General features: G+C 56.5%; 12 protein-coding genes. 6 read left to right on the top strand and 6 right to left on the bottom strand.

Annotated elements, in window-relative coordinates:
* Positions 1-4: 4 nt before the first annotated feature.
* Together proQ and ACXKZD_RS08340 are read right to left on the bottom strand one after the other, a co-directional pair.
* Complete coding sequence (proQ, locus tag ACXKZD_RS08345) at positions 5-706, bottom strand: RNA chaperone ProQ (protein WP_010258776.1); 702 nt, start codon at positions 704-706, stop codon at positions 5-7.
* Between the two features lie 96 nt (positions 707-802).
* Complete coding sequence (locus tag ACXKZD_RS08340; protein ID WP_010258773.1) at positions 803-1,303, bottom strand: GAF domain-containing protein; 501 nt, start codon at positions 1,301-1,303, stop codon at positions 803-805.
* A gap of 214 nt (positions 1,304-1,517) precedes the next feature.
* Between ACXKZD_RS08340 and yebS the strand changes: the two genes are divergently transcribed.
* From yebS to rsmF, 3 genes are all read left to right on the top strand, one after another.
* Positions 1,518-2,762 (top strand): membrane integrity lipid transport subunit YebS, encoded by a 1,245-nt coding sequence (yebS, locus tag ACXKZD_RS08335; RefSeq protein ID WP_029519361.1) that lies wholly within the window; start codon positions 1,518-1,520, stop codon positions 2,760-2,762.
* Positions 2,731-5,364: a PqiB family protein gene (locus ACXKZD_RS08330; RefSeq protein ID WP_010258767.1), complete on the top strand. Its 2,634-nt coding sequence runs from the start codon at positions 2,731-2,733 to the stop codon at positions 5,362-5,364. The genes yebS and ACXKZD_RS08330 overlap by 32 nt, the downstream gene beginning before the upstream one ends.
* A gap of 162 nt (positions 5,365-5,526) precedes the next feature.
* Positions 5,527-6,954: a 16S rRNA (cytosine(1407)-C(5))-methyltransferase RsmF gene (rsmF, locus tag ACXKZD_RS08325; RefSeq protein ID WP_488981997.1), complete on the top strand. Its 1,428-nt coding sequence runs from the start codon at positions 5,527-5,529 to the stop codon at positions 6,952-6,954.
* Between the two features lies 1 nt (position 6,955).
* Here rsmF and ACXKZD_RS08320 read toward each other — a convergent pair whose 3' ends face one another.
* The 4 genes from ACXKZD_RS08320 to ACXKZD_RS08305 form a co-directional block, all read right to left on the bottom strand.
* On the bottom strand, positions 6,956-7,603 hold the full coding sequence (locus tag ACXKZD_RS08320; RefSeq protein WP_488981996.1) for a metallophosphoesterase: 648 nt from the start codon (positions 7,601-7,603) through the stop codon (positions 6,956-6,958).
* A gap of 305 nt (positions 7,604-7,908) precedes the next feature.
* Positions 7,909-8,121, bottom strand: coding sequence for a DUF1272 domain-containing protein (locus ACXKZD_RS08315; protein WP_010258758.1), 213 nt, complete (start codon positions 8,119-8,121; stop codon positions 7,909-7,911).
* 147 nt (positions 8,122-8,268) lie between these two features.
* Positions 8,269-9,618, bottom strand: a complete 1,350-nt coding sequence (locus ACXKZD_RS08310) for an MFS transporter (RefSeq protein WP_033757897.1) — start codon at positions 9,616-9,618, stop codon at positions 8,269-8,271.
* A gap of 141 nt (positions 9,619-9,759) precedes the next feature.
* The gene (locus ACXKZD_RS08305; protein ID WP_010258753.1) at positions 9,760-11,790 is read right to left on the bottom strand and encodes a choline transporter; all 2,031 of its coding nucleotides are present in this window, start codon (positions 11,788-11,790) and stop codon (positions 9,760-9,762) included.
* A gap of 255 nt (positions 11,791-12,045) precedes the next feature.
* Here ACXKZD_RS08305 and betI point away from each other — a divergent pair, with 255 nt between their 5' ends.
* Genes betI through betA form a run of 3 tightly spaced genes read left to right on the top strand, consistent with a single transcriptional unit; the run spans position 12,046 to position 15,832 of the window.
* The gene (gene betI / locus ACXKZD_RS08300) at positions 12,046-12,639 is read left to right on the top strand and encodes a transcriptional regulator BetI (protein ID WP_010258750.1); all 594 of its coding nucleotides are present in this window, start codon (positions 12,046-12,048) and stop codon (positions 12,637-12,639) included.
* A 14-nt stretch (positions 12,640-12,653) separates the two neighbouring features.
* The gene (gene betB / locus ACXKZD_RS08295) at positions 12,654-14,126 is read left to right on the top strand and encodes a betaine-aldehyde dehydrogenase (RefSeq protein WP_010258746.1); all 1,473 of its coding nucleotides are present in this window, start codon (positions 12,654-12,656) and stop codon (positions 14,124-14,126) included.
* Between the two features lie 23 nt (positions 14,127-14,149).
* Positions 14,150-15,832 carry a choline dehydrogenase gene (gene betA / locus ACXKZD_RS08290; protein ID WP_010258743.1) on the top strand — a complete coding sequence of 561 codons (1,683 nt, stop codon included), beginning with the start codon at positions 14,150-14,152 and terminating at the stop codon, positions 15,830-15,832.
* Positions 15,833-16,095: the final 263 nt, after the last annotated feature.

Genomic DNA, 16,095 nt, shown 5'->3' with positions numbered 1-16,095 from the left:
CGTTTCAGAACTGCAAGTGTTCTGCGCGCACAATCATTGCCATGCCGGAAGCGAGCTGGACCCGAACGCCGTCTTTTGATACTTCAAGAACGGTAGCGTCCATCGCACTTTTGCCTGCTTTAACTTTAATACTCTGGCCGGGTTGCAAAGTTGAGGTATCAGTGATGGGTCGGGCTTCCTGCTCCGGACGTGGGGCTGGCTTGCGATGCTGTGAGGCGGTCGCACGCGGTGCAGTGGTCTGCGGACGCGGTTTACGCGCGGCTTCGCCTTCTGCAGGCTTACGTGCCGCGGGCTTGCGTGGACGACGCGGTGCCGCGCCCTCTTCGCTTTCGCCTGCTTCACGACGCGCGGCGCGCTGCTGGTCACGCTGCGCCTGGACGCGTGCTTTCGCTTCTTCCAGCTGCTTACGTGCATGCTCAACGTGTTGCTCATCCAGCACGCCACAGGCGTTACCGTCGAGATCGACACGGATAGCACCAGCTTTGATGCCGTACAGATAACGCCAGCTTGACGTATAGAGACGCAGCGCGGAACGCAGCTGTGTTTTGCTCAGACCCATTTCGCCCTGAACACGCTCGACCAGATCCTGAAAGATACCGATTTTGAGCGGACGCGCTTCACCTTCAGCGCTAAAGCAGTGCGGAAAGCGCTCCGCCAGAAAAGTGATGACTTCTTTACTGCTATTCAACTTAGGTTGATTTTCCATGAAATTTCCTGATTACAACGGGTTTGCCGACCAGCGCAGGCATGAACAGGCGACATTATAATGACAACATCGCTAAATGCCATGTGATCCAGTCGATTAGCTGCGCGTCAGCTGCAGATATTTTTCTAAGTCGCTGTTCGCAAGCACTTCACAAAGCCCATCAGTCAGTGTGACCAGCCCCGATTCGTCGTCGCTGTCAAAGCGATTGTACGCCACGCTGTCGATGTCCAGCACCCCAACCACAGTGCCATTCACTTTCAGAGGAATCACAATCTCAGCATTGCTGGCAGCGTCACAGGCGATGTGGCCCGGGAAGGCATGCACATCATCTACGCGTTGCACTTTTTCTTCTGCCAGCGCCGTGCCACACACACCTTTACCGACCGGAATGCGCACACAGGCGATTTTGCCCTGGAACGGGCCCAGCACCAGCGTATCCGCTTCCGTCAGCAGGTAGAAACCAGCCCAGTTCACGCCATCGAGACGTTCGTACAGCAGCGCGCTAAAGTTTCCCATCGCGGCGAGGAACGCCGTTTCTCCCGCCAGTAAGGCGCGCATATCGCGATTCAAATCGGCGTAAAAGGCAGTTTTGTTCATTATTTAACCGTTACCAATGACATCTGAACGGGGCATTGAAGACCGTTCGTTAAAAATAAGTTTTAAATATCCAGAGCCACAAGGTGAATCATAGCGTTAGTTGCTATACCCTTAGCATTCTGTGGATCGAAGCGTGATGCCCGAGACAGGCACACAGACAATGTCTTTACGACCGATATCTGTTACTTCTGAAGAGCGAAGATTGCATCACCCTATGAAAATTCACGCTATCAGCCAGACATTGCCTCACGCACGTTATCAGCGTTGCCCGCAATGCGATACCCTTTTTTCCTTACCGGATGTGAAATCTCATCAGTCGGCACATTGCCCACGCTGTAACGCCGAAATTCTCAGTGGTCGCGACTGGCCGATGACCCGTCTTATGGCGATGGCCGCCACCATGATTGTGTTAATGCCTTTTGCTTTCTCCCTGCCGCTGGTAGATATCCGGCTGCTTGGCATGCGCATCGATGCCAGCGTACTGGAAGGTATCATCCAGATGACCCAGCAGGGTGATGTACTGACGGCCTCGATGGTGGCGTTCTGCACCATCGGCGCGCCGGTGACGCTGGTGGCGGGTATCTGTTATCTCGGTATCGGCCACCGGCTCGGCATGAACCTGCGTCCCGTGCTGCTGATGCTGGAGAAGCTGAAAGAGTGGGTGATGCTCGATATCTATCTGATCGGCATCGCCGTGGCGTCGATTAAAGTGCAGGACTATGCTTCGCTTGAGATTGGCTACGGGCTGGCGGCTTACATCGCCCTGACGGTGCTGAGCGTGCTGACACTGATCCATCTGAATATGGAGCAGCTGTGGGAGCATTTCTACCCACAGACGCCTGGCAATATGGCCCGTGACGATATGCAGGTCTGCCTGAACTGTCACAACACCAGCATACCCGATGAACGGGGCCGCTGCCCGCGCTGCCACACGCCGCTCGACTTCCGACGCCGCCACAGCCTGCAGAAATCCTGGGCCGCGCTCATCGCATCGATTGTGCTGTTGATCCCCGCAAATCTGATGCCGATCTCCGTGGTCTACCTTAATGGCTCACGGCGTGAGGACACCATCTTCTCCGGTATCCTGGGGCTGGGCGAAGGCAATATTCCGGTGGCGGCGATTGTTTTTATCGCCAGTATTCTGGTGCCGTTTATCAAGGTGCTGGTGATGCTGACTCTGCTGCTCAGCATTCATTTTCGCTGTGAACAGGGGCTGAGAACCCGCATCCGCTTGCTGCGGTTTGTCACCTGGGTTGGCCGCTGGTCAATGCTCGATCTGTTTGTCATTTCGTTAACCATGTCGCTGGTCAACCGTGATCAGCTGCTGGCTTTTACCATGGGACCGGCGGCGCTGTTTTTTGGCGCGGCCGTCATCCTGACCATTATGTCTGTTGAGTGGCTGGACAGCCGCCTGCTCTGGGATGCACATGCAACAGGAAACGCCGACTACACCGACTAACGCAACGCTGCGCAATAAGCGCAAAATTTCGCCCTTCTGGCTGCTGCCGATTATTGCGATGCTGATCGCCTGCTGGCTGCTCTGGACCAATTATCAGGAGCGCGGCACCACCATCACCATCAATTTCCAGACGGCGGATGGTATCGTGCCGGGTCGCACCCCGATCCGCTATCAGGGCGTGGAAGTGGGCACCGTGCAGGGCATTAATCTCAGTGATGATTATCGCAGCATTCAGATTAAAGCCAGCATCAAGAGCGACATGCGCGATGCGCTGCGTGAAGATACGCAGTTCTGGCTGGTGACGCCTAAAGCCTCGCTGGCGGGTGTGTCGGGGCTGGATGCGCTGGTCGGTGGTAACTACATCGGGATGATGCCGGGTAAAGGTAAACCCAGCGAGTCGTTCACCGCGCTGGATACGCAGCCCAAGTATCGGGTGAATACCGGCGAATTGATGATCCATCTGCATGCGCCCGATCTCGGCTCGCTCAACACCGGCTCGCTGGTCTATTACCGCAAAATTCCGGTTGGCCGGGTCTATGACTACAGCATTAACAGCAAATCCGATGGCGTGTCGATTGATGTGCTGATTGACCGTCGCTTTATCAATCTGGTGAAAACCAACAGCCGTTTCTGGAATGTGTCAGGCATGAATGCTGACGTCAGCCTGAGCGGGGCTAAAGTGCAGCTGGAGAGTCTGGCGGCGCTGGTCAATGGCGCGATCGCGTTTGACTCGCCACAGGGTGCGGAAACGGCCAAAGCTGAGCAGAATTACCGGCTCTACCCCGATCTGGCACATAGTCAGCGCGGCGTGCAGATCACACTGGATCTGCCTAACGGCAACAATCTCAAGGCGGGCAGCACCCCGCTGATGTATCAGGGACTGGAAGTCGGCACGCTGACCAAACTGAACCTGCAGGATGGCGGCAAGGTCACCGGCGAGCTGACGATTGATCCCTCTGTTGTCGGTCTGATGCGCAGCGGCACCCGCATTGAGATGCACAGTCCGAAAATCAGCCTGACGGATACCAGCCTCAGCGCGCTACTGACCGGCAACACGCTGGAACTGGTGCCGGGCGAAGGCGAGCCGCAGCAGCACTACACCGTGCTGGCGTCCAATGAGACTCTGCTGCAGAAGCCCAATGTGCTGACGGTAAAACTCAGCGCGCCAGAGAGCTATGGTATCGATCAGGGCCAGCCGCTGATGCTGCATGGTATGCAGATTGGTCAGGTGATGTCGCGTACGCTGGATGAAAATGGCGTGAATTTCGTGGTAGCGGTCAATCCTGAAAATCGCAATCTGGTGCATGGCGACAGCAAATTTATCGTTAACAGTCGGCTGGATGTGAAGTTCGGTCTTGATGGCATGCAGGTATTAGGTGCCAGCGCCCGTGAATGGGTGGATGGCGGTATCCGGCTGGATCCGGGCAAAAAGGGTGAGCCAAAAAGTGCCTATCCGCTGTTTGCCGATGCTGAAAAAGCGGAAGAAGGCATTACCGGCGATGGCCCTTCTACCACGCTGATGCTGACCGCCAACAGTCTGCCTGACGTGCAGGCCGGCTCTGTCGTGCTTTACCGCAAATTTCAGGTGGGAGAGATTGTCAAAGTCACGCCGCGCGCTGACGCCTTTGATATTGCGGTACATATTCAGCCGGAATATCGCAAGCTGCTGACCAGCGAAAGCGTGTTCTGGGCTGAGGGTGGCGCACGCGTCAGCCTTAACGGCAGCGGCCTGACGGTGCAGGCATCGCCGCTTAACCGCGCGCTGAAAGGCGCGATCAGTTTCGACAATATGAGTGGTGCGCAGTCGGCCAAAGGGGCCAAACGCGTCCTCTATCCGTCTGAAACCGCCGCCCGCGCGGTGGGTAGCCAGATTACGCTGCACACCTATGACGCCAGCAAGCTCTCTGCCGGAATGCCGATTCGTTACCTGGGTATTAATGTCGGCCAGGTGGAGTCACTGTCGTTAAGCAAAGATAACAATCAGGTGGTGGCGAAAGCGGTACTCTATCCGGAGTATGTCAACGATTTCGCCCGTCTCGGCAGCCGTTTCTCGGTGGTCTCACCGGAGATTTCCGCTACCGGCGTGAATCATCTGGAAACCCTGTTGCAGCCTTACGTCAACGTGGATCCCGGTAAAGGTGGCGCCGCGCGCACGTTTGAGCTGCAGGAGAGCACCATTACCGACTCCCGCTACCTTAATGGCCTGAACATTTATGTTGATGCCACTGAGGCCGGTTCACTGTCGCTGGGTACGCCGGTGCTGTTCCGTGGTGTGGAAGTGGGTACCGTGACCGGCACCTCACTGGGTAATATGGCGGATCGTGTGCAGATCGCCCTGCGCATCAGTAAGAAGTACCAGCATCTGGTGCGTAATAACTCGGTGTTCTGGCTGGCATCCGGCTATAACCTGGACTTCGGTCTGGTGGGTGGCGTAGTGAAAACCGGGACCTTCCAGCAGTTTATTCGCGGTGGCATTCAGTTTGCGACGCCGCCGACGGTGCCGCTGGCGCCGCAGGCGAATCCGGATAAACACTTCCTGCTGCAGGATGAAGCGCCGAAAGATTGGCGTAACTGGGGAACGGCGATCCCGTCTCCGCGCTAAAGGCTATCTCAAACGGGCAGACTGTTCTGCCCTTTTAGGCGTTTAAAGTCAGCACCGGCTCAGGGATCATACGCCTTATTCACTCCCTCAAACGGGCAGCCTGGCTGCCCGTTTCCTTTCCTCATGATACACTGCCGCCTTTGCCTTAACTGGAATGTGCCCGTGTCAGATGCTTCTTCGCTTTTCCCCGCCGATTTTCTCTCGTTAATGCGCCAGAGCCTGCCCGATGAGGCGAGCCTCGCGCAATTTATTGCCTACAGTCAGCAACCCCTGCGCCGCAGTATTCGCGTCAATACCCTGAAGATCAGCGTGGCTGACTTTCTGAGTCAGACGGCTAATTATGACTGGCAGCTGACGCCGGTGCCGTGGTGCGAAGAGGGATTCTGGATCAGTCGGGAAGATGAGAGCCTGCCGCTGGGCAGCGTGGCTGAGCATCTCAGTGGCCTGTTCTACATTCAGGAGGCCAGCTCCATGCTGCCGGTCACCGCGCTGTTTGACGCCCAGCCAGAAGTCAGCGCCGTGATGGATATGGCGGCGGCACCGGGTTCTAAAACGACCCAGATTGCTGCGCGGATGGGCAATCAGGGCGTTATCCTCGCTAACGAATTCTCCTCCAGCCGGGTAAAAGTATTGCACGCCAATATCAGCCGCTGCGGCGTCAGCAACAGTGCCTTAACGCACTTTGACGCGCGGGTCTTCGGGCCAGCCCTGCCGGAACAGTTCGACGCCATCCTGCTCGACGCTCCCTGCTCCGGCGAAGGGGTGATTCGCAAAGATGCTGATGCGCTGAAAAACTGGTCGCTGGCAAGTACGCATGAGATCGCCGCGACCCAGCGCGATCTGCTCGACAGTGCCTTTCATGCACTCAAACCCGGCGGCACGCTGGTTTACTCCACCTGCACCCTGAATCAGATTGAGAATCAGCAGGTGATCGCCTGGCTGCTGGAGCGCTATCCGGACGCTGTTGAGGTTGTAGCACTCGATGGTCTGTTTGAGGGTGCCGGACAGGCCGCGACGCCCGAGGGCTATCTGCATGTCTTCCCGCAGATGTTCGACAGCGAAGGCTTTTTCGTTGCGCGGCTGCGTAAAACCGCGTCGGTCGAGCCCTTACCGCTGCCGGGCTACAAAGTGGGTAAACTGCCCTTCTCCCACCTCAGCCGCAAGCTGGAAAGTGAGATAGCCCAGGCCGCCGCCGCTGTCTCTCTTAAATGGGATGCGTCGCTGGAGCTGTGGCAGCGTGATAAAGAGATCTGGCTGTTCCCGAAGGCCGTCACCCCGCTGCTGGGTAAAGTGCGGTTCTCGCGCATCGGCCTGAAGCTGGCAGAAACCTTTGCTAAAGGCTATCGCTGGCAGCATGAAGCGGTAATTGCGCTGGCAAAACCGGATGCGGCGCAGACTTTTGAGCTCACCGCAGCAGAGGCGGAAGAGTGGTATCGCGGCCGGGATATCTACCCGGAAACGGAACCTACCCGTAATGAGATGATTGTCACTTATCAGCAGCAGCCGCTGGGGCTGGCTAAAAAAGTCGGCAGCCGTATCAAGAACAGCTATCCGCGGGAGCTGGTGCGCGACGGACGCCTGTTCCGCTGAGTCACTTTATTTGCAGCATCGTCAGATGATTGTCAAACACTGCGCCGGTATCGATGTAATGCAGATTGGCAATCGTCAGCGACTGTTTCAGCGGCGTGTGTCCGAAGTAAAAGGCGTCTGCGCCACGGATGCCCGCCCGTTCGCCAGACTCCATCGCCTCCAGCCGCTGACGGCTCCAGACCACCTGCTGCCAGTCGAGTGGCTTATTCAACGCATATTCCCGGGCCGGGTAATCAGCATGAGCAATCACAATAATTCGCTCATCAAGCTGAAGATGGAGAATCAGCGGCAGCTCACGGCAACGCTGCAACGCGTGACGCGCCGCAATCAACGCTGCACCACGCAGCCGAAAGAACCAGTCGCCACCGTTCATCTGCCAGAGCGCCATTTCCTGCCCCTGTAATGCTGAAAGCGCCATCTCCTCATGATTCCCCCGCACGCAGCGAAACCAGGGCTCCTCCAGCAGCGCCAGACAACCCAGGCTGTCGGGACCGCGATCGATGATGTCACCTACCGAAATCAGTAAGTCCTGCTGCGGGTCAAACTGGTGCTGCTGCAACAGCGCATCCAGTTCGCGGCGGCAACCATGCAGATCGCCGACCACCCAGATCCGTCGCCACGCTGCGCCATTCAGGGATTGGTAATACATCGCTGCACCCGGCCTTTGTCTGCTGAAAACATCTTCAGAGTATAGTCAGGGCTGACCCTGTACTGGCATGACGCGCTGGAAAGCAGAATGCAAAGGAGGCTGGCTGAAAGGGTGCAAGGGAGCAAGGGAGCAAGGGAGCAAGGAGGCCGGGCGAAGCGATTAAAGAGAGATGAAAGGTACGTCCCTCCCGGCGCTTATCTCCGGCACTCAGTAAAGGTGGTAGCTCTGTCAGGGACGAAATACATCATAATGCGATCAGGCGCGCCAGGCTATTCTGCCCCCACCATATCTGTAGTCATTTGGGATCAGCTACGCATTTTAGCCGGATATTTCTGCAGTTTCTCTGCCGGACGCACCGGACGGCGCACCAGCTCACCGCCGCAGTTGGGACAAAGATGAGTGAGATGCTCAGCACAGTCAGCGCAGAACGTGCATTCAAACGAGCAGATGCGTGCCGCCAGAGAAGATGGCGGCAGATCAACGTCGCAACGTTCACAATTGGGGCGAAGTTCCAGCATGGTGTGACTCCTTAAAAAAGCGGTATGCGCCAGCTTCGCGGTTGCTGACCCGAATGTCGAGCCAGCAACCGGACAAGAGTGTGTCAGATCCGGACATCCTGCTTTAACGGTGCAGTCAGCGGCGAACGGCATCCTGCTTTGCCGCTGCTATTTGTGCCGCTGATCCTCAGGAAGGTCATCGGGCAAATCCTCTTCGTCAGCTGTGCCATCGAACTCAGCACTCTCCTCTTCCGGCTCCTGACCGCCCATCGACGCATGAATCACCTCCTCTTCCAGCGTCGGGATCAGCGCGGCACCCAGTGGCGAGGTCGCCAGACTGTCAGGCATCACCACATGCGGCAACGGCACTTCGGTCGTCGGAAGCGGACCCGGCGCACGCACATAACTCAGTCCGCCAATCACCAGCGCACAGAGCATAAAGAAGAGATAGAGCATATTGCTGCCCAGCGGCTGCATCAGCGCACCGACCACCAGCGGGCCGATACTGGCGCCAATACCAAACGCCATCAGCAGACAGGCAGTTAACGAGACACGACGATCGGCGGCGACCTGATCGTTGGCCAGCGCCACCTGCAATGGATAGAGCGCAAACTGCATCATGCTGGCGGCAAAGGCGATGCCAATCATCCAGTGGAAGGTCAGATGCGGCAGTACCACCAGCGGCACGCAGGCCACGGCAAAGAGCATGGCAATAATGAATAACAGCCGCTGGCGGTCGTAGCGATCAGAGAGCCAGCTTAGCGGAAACTGCGACACCAGCCCGGCAAAAATCGTGAGACTCATAAAATAACCGGTCTGGCTGGTGGTGAAGCCTTTGCTGCTGCCATAAACCGGTGCCAGACCATAGAACGCGCCAATCGCCATGCCGGTCACCAGGGTGGTGCCGAGCAGTTTGGGAATAGTGCGGATAAAATAGCCCAGCTCCATCGGCGCCGGTGTCATAGGCCTGACGTGAGTGCGGGTGGTCAGTGCAATCGGCACCAGACAGAGCGCGAAACAGAGCGCCACAATCAGCAGCGTGCTCACCCCAAACCCCGATTGCAGGCTCAGTATCACCTGTCCGCCACTGAGTCCAAGGTAGGTGGCGACCATATAGAGGCCGAAAATCATGCCGCGCTGGGAAGATTCCGCCTGATCGTTGAGCCAGCTCTCCAGCACCATGTACTGGCACATCATGCAGAGCCCGATAATCAGGCGCAGAAAGACCCACAGCGGAATAAAGTCCGTCAGCCCGTGACCTACAACCGAGGCGGTAATGATCCCGGCACAGGCCACGTAGGCACGGATATGGCCGACGCGGGCAATCAGGTTGTGCCCCACTTTGCCGCCAATCACCAGCCCGATATAGTTAGCCGCAATAATCGCGCCGATCAGCGCACCATTAACCTGCTCACTGGCCAGCCGCAACGAAACGTAGGTAGTCAGTAAACCTGAACCCAGCAGCATCAGAAGCGTAGTGGTATAGAGCGGCAGAAACGTACTGAATATTTTTCCCATATGACTCCCTGTCTACGCTTTTCAGGCATCAGGCCAGCAAAGCCCTAAAGATAGTCGATTTCGGCAGGTGAAGCGGTATTGTTCATGACGACGGTAGCGAAAAAAAAGCCCGCCAGCAATTGCTCACTGACGGGCCCTGATTTAAGCGCTTGGGAAGCTGATGTTGCTGCCCGGCGCTTCACGGTTGAGATGGATGAAGTTCAGGTGTCGCTCATACTGATCCAGTATGTCGATGATCACCTGCTCTTTGCTGTAATCCATTAAGTCGTTACCCTGACTGCCCTCCATCAGGAAGGTTTCCAGCCGGTAGTAGGTCGACTTACCGCTGCGGGCGCGATAGGTAAAGCCCGGAATCGAATATTGCTGCGGCCAGACCTGATAGATAAAGTCCTGCTCCTCGCCCAGATGGACGCGCAGATCCAGATAGCCAATCGGGTTGCTTTCATCCGCCTCAACGCTCTCAAGCGTGACCCGGCCATCCCGCAGCTCCAGCTCTTTCGCCACTTCCTGCATCGCCGGATAGATGGTTTTTTCCATCATCTGCTGGGTATAACGCGAGCCAGGGTAGTTCATCAGGCGCGACAGACGCTTCTTCCAGGTCAGGCGATCGGTCGCATGAGCCAGATAGGGCGCGGTGTCGCGCGTGGCACTGGCCCGACGGTGATCTTCAATCTTCAGGGATTTAAACAGCCCCGCCATGACAAAGAAGATAACAAAGCTGAACGGCAGCCCCATGATCACCGTGGTGTTCTGCAAGGCAGTGATACCGTTGGTCATCAGCATGCTCAGGGTCAGTACCCCAATCGCCACAGACCAGAAGATACGCAGCCAGTTCGGTGCATCACTGTTGATATCTTTCAGTCGCGAGGTGAAGTTACCCAGCACCAGCGAGCCGGAATCCGCCGAGGTGACGTAGAACAGCATACCGGTGATCGTCGCGACCGAGGCGCTGAGTTTAAACGCCGGATACTGCGCCAGCAGGCTGTAGAAGCCGCGCTCCGCATGGTTCATCACTTCCTGCGCAAACTCCGTATTGCCGTGGATGATCTGATACAGCGCGGCATTACCGAACACTGACAGCCACAACAGCGTAAAGGTGAACGGAATAATCAGCGTGCCCAGCACGAACTCACGGATGGTACGACCACGTGAGATACGCGCCAGGAACAGGCCGACGAATGGCGACCAGGCCACCCACCACGCCCAGAAGAAGAGCGTCCAGCTGTTCATCCACTGGGTCGGACGATCAAAGGCAAAGGTATTGAGCGTCATGCCCATGAAGCGGTTGATGTAATCCCCGACGTTCAGCACCAGCGCATTCAGCAGGAACTCGGTGTTGCCGAAGAACAGCACAAACAGAATCAGGCCCAGCGCCATCACCACGTTCAGCTCAGAGAGAATACGGATCCCTTTATCGACGCCCGACGTGACAGAAATGGTGGCGATCACCACGGAGAGGACAATCAGCGCGGCCTGCGCGGTCAGGCCTTCCGGGATATCAAACAGCACTTTGAGGCCATAGTTAAGCTGCACGACCCCAATGCCGAGCGTGGTAGCGATACCAAAGATGGTGCCGACCACGGCGGCGATATCTACGGTGTGGCCAATCGGGCCATAGATGCGTTTACCAAAGATGGGATAGAGCGCGGAACGGATGGTCAGCGGCAGGTTATAGCGATAGCTGAAGTAGCCCAGCGCGATGCCCATCAACGCATACATTGACCAGCCGGTCAGTCCGTAGTGGAACAGCGTCCAGACCATCGCCTGGCGGGCCGCTTCCATCGTCTGCCCTGCCCCCTCCGGCGGCTGCATATACTGCGTCACCGGCTCGGCGACCGAGAAGAACATCAGGTCGATGCCGATCCCGGCGGCGAACAGCATGGCAGACCAGCTAAGGACGCTGAACTCGGGTTTGGAGTGCTCTGGCCCGAGCTTGATCGAACCAAAGCGTGAGCAGGCCATATACAACACAAAAACAATATAGAGCGTGGCAGCCAGCATGTAGTACCAGCCGAAGGTGGCGGAAACCCAGTTTACCGCCTTGAGGATCCAGCTCGCGGCCAGTTCACTGTAGAGAATCGTCACAAGTGAAAACGTCAGAATCAATCCGGCAGAGGTATAAAATACAACGGGATTGAGTCTGTCTTTTTCACCGGCAGGTGGATTATTCATCGGTTACCTCTGGTTAATGTCCTGAAAATACGCAATGGATAAGTCTTGCCGTCCACGGCTTTCCGGCCGTGCGGCCCTGTTTCGTTCTGTCACTTCCTGTTAATCGCTCAGGCAAACCAGCCTATTTTAGCACTCATTGCCGTTTCGCTTTCGCTACATTTAAAGAACAGCATCCTAACAAAGTTTCTTTTTATATTGAACGTGCAATCAAAAAAAGTTTAAATAGGGGCTCGATTTGAGGGTGGAGCTGGAGCTATGCCAAAGGTAGGGATGCAGCCGATACGTCGTCGGCAACTGATTGATGCGACCCTGAGCACGATTAATGAAGTGGGGATTAATGATGCCACTATCGCCCAGATCGCCCGTCGGGCGGGGGTATCCACCGGCATCATCAGTCACTATTTCAAGGATAAGAACGGCTTACTGGAAGCCACGATGCGTGATGTGACGCGTCAACTGCGGGAGGCGGTACTGTCGCGGTTAGAACCGCTGGCCGGTGCCTCTGCAGAACAGCGGTTGTGTGCCATCGTTGAGGGTAATTTTGATGATACCCAGGTGCACACGGCAGTGATGAAAGCCTGGCTCGACTTCTGGTCGAGCAGCATGCATCAGCCCCAGCTTAATCGCCTGGAGCGGGTCAGCAGCCGGCGGCTCTACTCAACGCTGGTGGTCGAATTCCGGCGTGAACTGCCGCTGGAGAAGGCACGTCTGGCCGCACACGGTCTGGCTGCCCTGATAGATGGTCTGTGGCTTCGCGCCGCGCTGAGCGGTAAGCCATTTAATCCGGTCATCGCCCTCACACTGACCACCCAATTCATCCGTCAGCAACTGGCTGGCGAGCACGAATAACGGAAGGAGAAAACATGTCCCGATTCACCGAGCAGAAACTCTACATCGATGGCGCTTATGTTGCCGCAACGTCTGGCGAAACGTTCCAGACGATTAACCCGGTCAACGGCGAAGTGCTGGCAGAGGTTCATGCCGCCGGCCAGGAAGATGTCAATCGCGCCGTTGCTGCCGCCAGAAAAGGCCAGAAAGTCTGGGCCGCGATGACCGCCATGGAGCGCTCGCGTATCCTGCGTCGCGCCGTCGATATTCTGCGTGAGCGTAATGATGAGCTGGCAGAGCTGGAAATGCTCGATACCGGTAAGCCTTACAGCGAAACCTCAGCGGTCGATATTGTCACCGGCGCAGACGTACTGGAGTATTACGCCGGTCTGGTTCCGGCGCTGGAAGGTCAGCAGATCCCATTGCGCGAAACCTCTTTTGTTTACACCCGCCGCGAACCGCTGGGCGTGGTAGCCGGTATCGGTGCCTGGAACTACCCGATTCAGATCGCCCTGTGGAAATCCGCGCCCGCGCTGGCAGCGGGTAACGCGATGATTTTCAAACCGAGTGAGATGACCCCGCTTACTGCCCTGAAGCTGGCGGAAATTTACACCGAAGCGGGCCTGCCGGATGGCGTGTTCAACGTGCTGCCGGGCATCGGTTCAGTCACCGGTCAGTTGCTCACTGAGCATCCTGGCATCGACAAAGTCTCCTTTACCGGTGGCGTCGTCAGCGGCAAAAAAGTGATGGCCAATGCAGCAGGTTCAACGCTGAAAGAGGTCACCATGGAACTGGGCGGTAAATCACCGCTGATCATCTTTGACGATGCCGATCTCGATCTGGCCGCCGACATCGCCATGATGGCGAACTTCTACAGCTCCGGTCAGGTCTGCACCAACGGCACCCGCGTCTTTATTCCTGCAAAACTGCAGGCCGCATTCGAGGCGAAAATCAGCGAACGCGTTGCCCGCATTCAGGCAGGCGATCTGCGTGACCCAGCGACCAACTTTGGTCCGCTGGTCAGCTTCAGCCATCGCGACAATGTGATGCGTTATATCGAATCCGGCATCGCTGAAGGCGCACGCGTACTGTGCGGCGGCAAACGTCTGACCGGTGGCGATTTCGACCAGGGTGCATGGGTTGCACCAACCGTGTTCACCGACTGCCGTGATGAGATGAAGATTGTGCGTGAAGAGATCTTCGGACCGGTCATGTCGATCCTGAGCTACGAAAGTGAAGAAGAAGTGATCCGCCGCGCCAATGACACCGAATTTGGTCTGGCCGCCGGGCTGGTGACGCAGGATCTCAATAAGGCGCACCGCGTGATTCATCAGATCGAAGCAGGAATCTGCTGGATTAATACCTGGGGCGAATCAGCCGCAGAGATGCCAGTGGGGGGTTACAAGCACTCCGGCATTGGCCGTGAGAATGGCCTGATGACGCTGCAGAGCTACACCCAGGTGAAGTCAGTGCAGGTTGAGCTGACGCGTTTTCAGTCAGTTTTTTAATCACTTAACCTGAGGAACGATGAATGGAATTTGATTACATTATTATTGGAGCCGGATCCGCAGGAAACGTTCTGGCTACCCGTCTGACCGAAGAGAGCAACGTGAGCGTACTGTTGCTGGAAGCGGGCGGCCCGGATTACCGCTTTGATTTTCGCACCCAGATGCCTGCGGCCCTCGCCTTCCCGTTACAGGGCAAACGCTATAACTGGGCTTATGAAACCGAGCCAGAGCCTTACATGAACAATCGCCGCATGGAGTGTGGTCGCGGCAAAGGTCTGGGCGGTTCATCACTGATTAACGGCATGTGTTATATCCGCGGTAACGCGATGGATCTCGATAACTGGGCCAGCGAACCTGGACTGGAGAACTGGAGCTATCTGGACTGCCTGCCCTACTACCGTAAAGCGGAAACCCGCGATATCGGCCCGAACGATTTCCACGGCGGCGACGGCCCGGTGTGCGTTGCAACGCCTAAAGCGGGCAATAACGTGCTGTTTGAAGCGATGATTGAGGCGGGCGTACAGGCGGGCTATCCGCGCACTGACGACCTTAATGGCTATCAGCAGGAAGGTTTCGGTCCGATGGATCGTACCGTCACACCAAATGGTCGTCGTTCCAGCACTGCGCGTGGCTATCTCGATATGGCCAAAGGCCGGGCTAACCTGAAGATCATCACGCATGCCACCACCGATCGCATCATCTTCGATGGCAAGCGTGCGGTCGGCGTGGAGTATCTGCAGGGCGACAGCAACACCATCAATAAAGTGACCGCACGCCGTGAAGTGCTGCTGTGTGCCGGCGCTATCGCCTCGCCGCAGATCCTGCAGCGTTCTGGCGTGGGTTCTCCTGAGCTGCTGAAACAGTTCGACATCCCGCTGGTTCACGACCTGCCAGGCGTGGGTGAAAACCTGCAGGACCATCTGGAGATGTATCTTCAGTATGAGTGTAAAGAACCGGTCTCAATCTATCCGGCTCTGAAGTGGTGGAATCAGCCGAAAATTGGTGCGGAGTGGATGTTTAACGGCACCGGTATTGGCGCCAGCAACCAGTTTGAAGCGGGTGGCTTTATCCGCAGCCGCGAAGAGTTCAGCTGGCCGAACATCCAGTATCACTTCCTGCCGGTGGCGATTAACTACAACGGTTCCAACGCGGTTGATGCCCACGGCTTCCAGTGTCACGTTGGCTCGATGCGTTCTCCAAGCCGCGGTCATGTACGCCTGAAGTCACGCGATCCGCGTCGTCATCCGGCCATTCTGTTTAACTACATGTCGCATGAGCAGGACTGGCATGAGTTCCGCGATGCGATTCGCATCACGCGCCAGATCATTAATCAGCCGGCGCTGGACAAGTACCGTGGCCGTGAAATCAGTCCGGGACTGGATTGCCAGACAGATGAGCAGCTGGATGAGTTCGTGCGTAACCACGGCGAAACCGCTTATCACCCGTGCGGCACCTGTAAGATGGGTAACGACCCGATGTCCGTCGTTGATGGCGAAGGTCGTGTGCATGGACTGGAAGGCTTACGCGTGGTCGATGCGTCGATTATGCCGCTGATCATCACCGGTAACCTGAACGCCACCACTATCATGATTGGCGAGAAGATTGCCGATAAGATTCGTGGGCGCGATCCGTTGCCACGCAGCACCGCCGCTTACTATGTCGCAGGTGATGCACCCGTTCGCACGGTTCCGCAGCGCGCTGAATGATACGTGACAGCGTCACTTAATAATAGCCGGGCACTTTTGTTGCCCGGCTATTTTTTTCATTCCGGTTTACCACAGATCCTTTTCCACATGTCACCCTTTTCAAATCATCAAACCTTAACAGACATCAAACAAAGCAGCATCTGCTGTTGATTTGGTGATGTGCAGAATGCTATAAATCCAGCGTCTATTTAACCGGAGGCACTATCCGTCCACTGATGAGAAGCAACAATGTGGATGTGTTGTAAATTTTATGAGCAGAATGT

The sequence above is a fragment of the Pantoea sp. ABR1s genome (genome assembly GCF_057812235.1).
This window is presented reverse-complemented; position numbering and strand designations above follow the sequence as displayed.

Excerpts from the sequence above, each read along its gene's own strand:
- ACXKZD_RS08340 (WP_010258773.1), bottom strand. The coding sequence starts at position 1,303 with ATGAACAAAACTGCCTTTTACGCCGATTTGAATCGCGATATGCGCGCC.
- ACXKZD_RS08315 (WP_010258758.1), bottom strand. The coding sequence starts at position 8,121 with ATGCTGGAACTTCGCCCCAATTGTGAACGTTGCGACGTTGATCTGCCG.
- ACXKZD_RS08310 (WP_033757897.1), bottom strand. The coding sequence starts at position 9,618 with ATGGGAAAAATATTCAGTACGTTTCTGCCGCTCTATACCACTACGCTT.
- ACXKZD_RS08320 (WP_488981996.1), bottom strand. The coding sequence starts at position 7,603 with ATGTATTACCAATCCCTGAATGGCGCAGCGTGGCGACGGATCTGGGTG.
- yebS (WP_029519361.1), top strand. The coding sequence starts at position 1,518 with ATGAAAATTCACGCTATCAGCCAGACATTGCCTCACGCACGTTATCAG.
- betI (WP_010258750.1), top strand. The coding sequence starts at position 12,046 with ATGCCAAAGGTAGGGATGCAGCCGATACGTCGTCGGCAACTGATTGAT.
- betB (WP_010258746.1), top strand. The coding sequence starts at position 12,654 with ATGTCCCGATTCACCGAGCAGAAACTCTACATCGATGGCGCTTATGTT.
- ACXKZD_RS08330 (WP_010258767.1), top strand. The coding sequence starts at position 2,731 with ATGCAACAGGAAACGCCGACTACACCGACTAACGCAACGCTGCGCAAT.
- betA (WP_010258743.1), top strand. The coding sequence starts at position 14,150 with ATGGAATTTGATTACATTATTATTGGAGCCGGATCCGCAGGAAACGTT.
- ACXKZD_RS08305 (WP_010258753.1), bottom strand. The coding sequence starts at position 11,790 with ATGAATAATCCACCTGCCGGTGAAAAAGACAGACTCAATCCCGTTGTA.
- proQ (WP_010258776.1), bottom strand. The coding sequence starts at position 706 with ATGGAAAATCAACCTAAGTTGAATAGCAGTAAAGAAGTCATCACTTTT.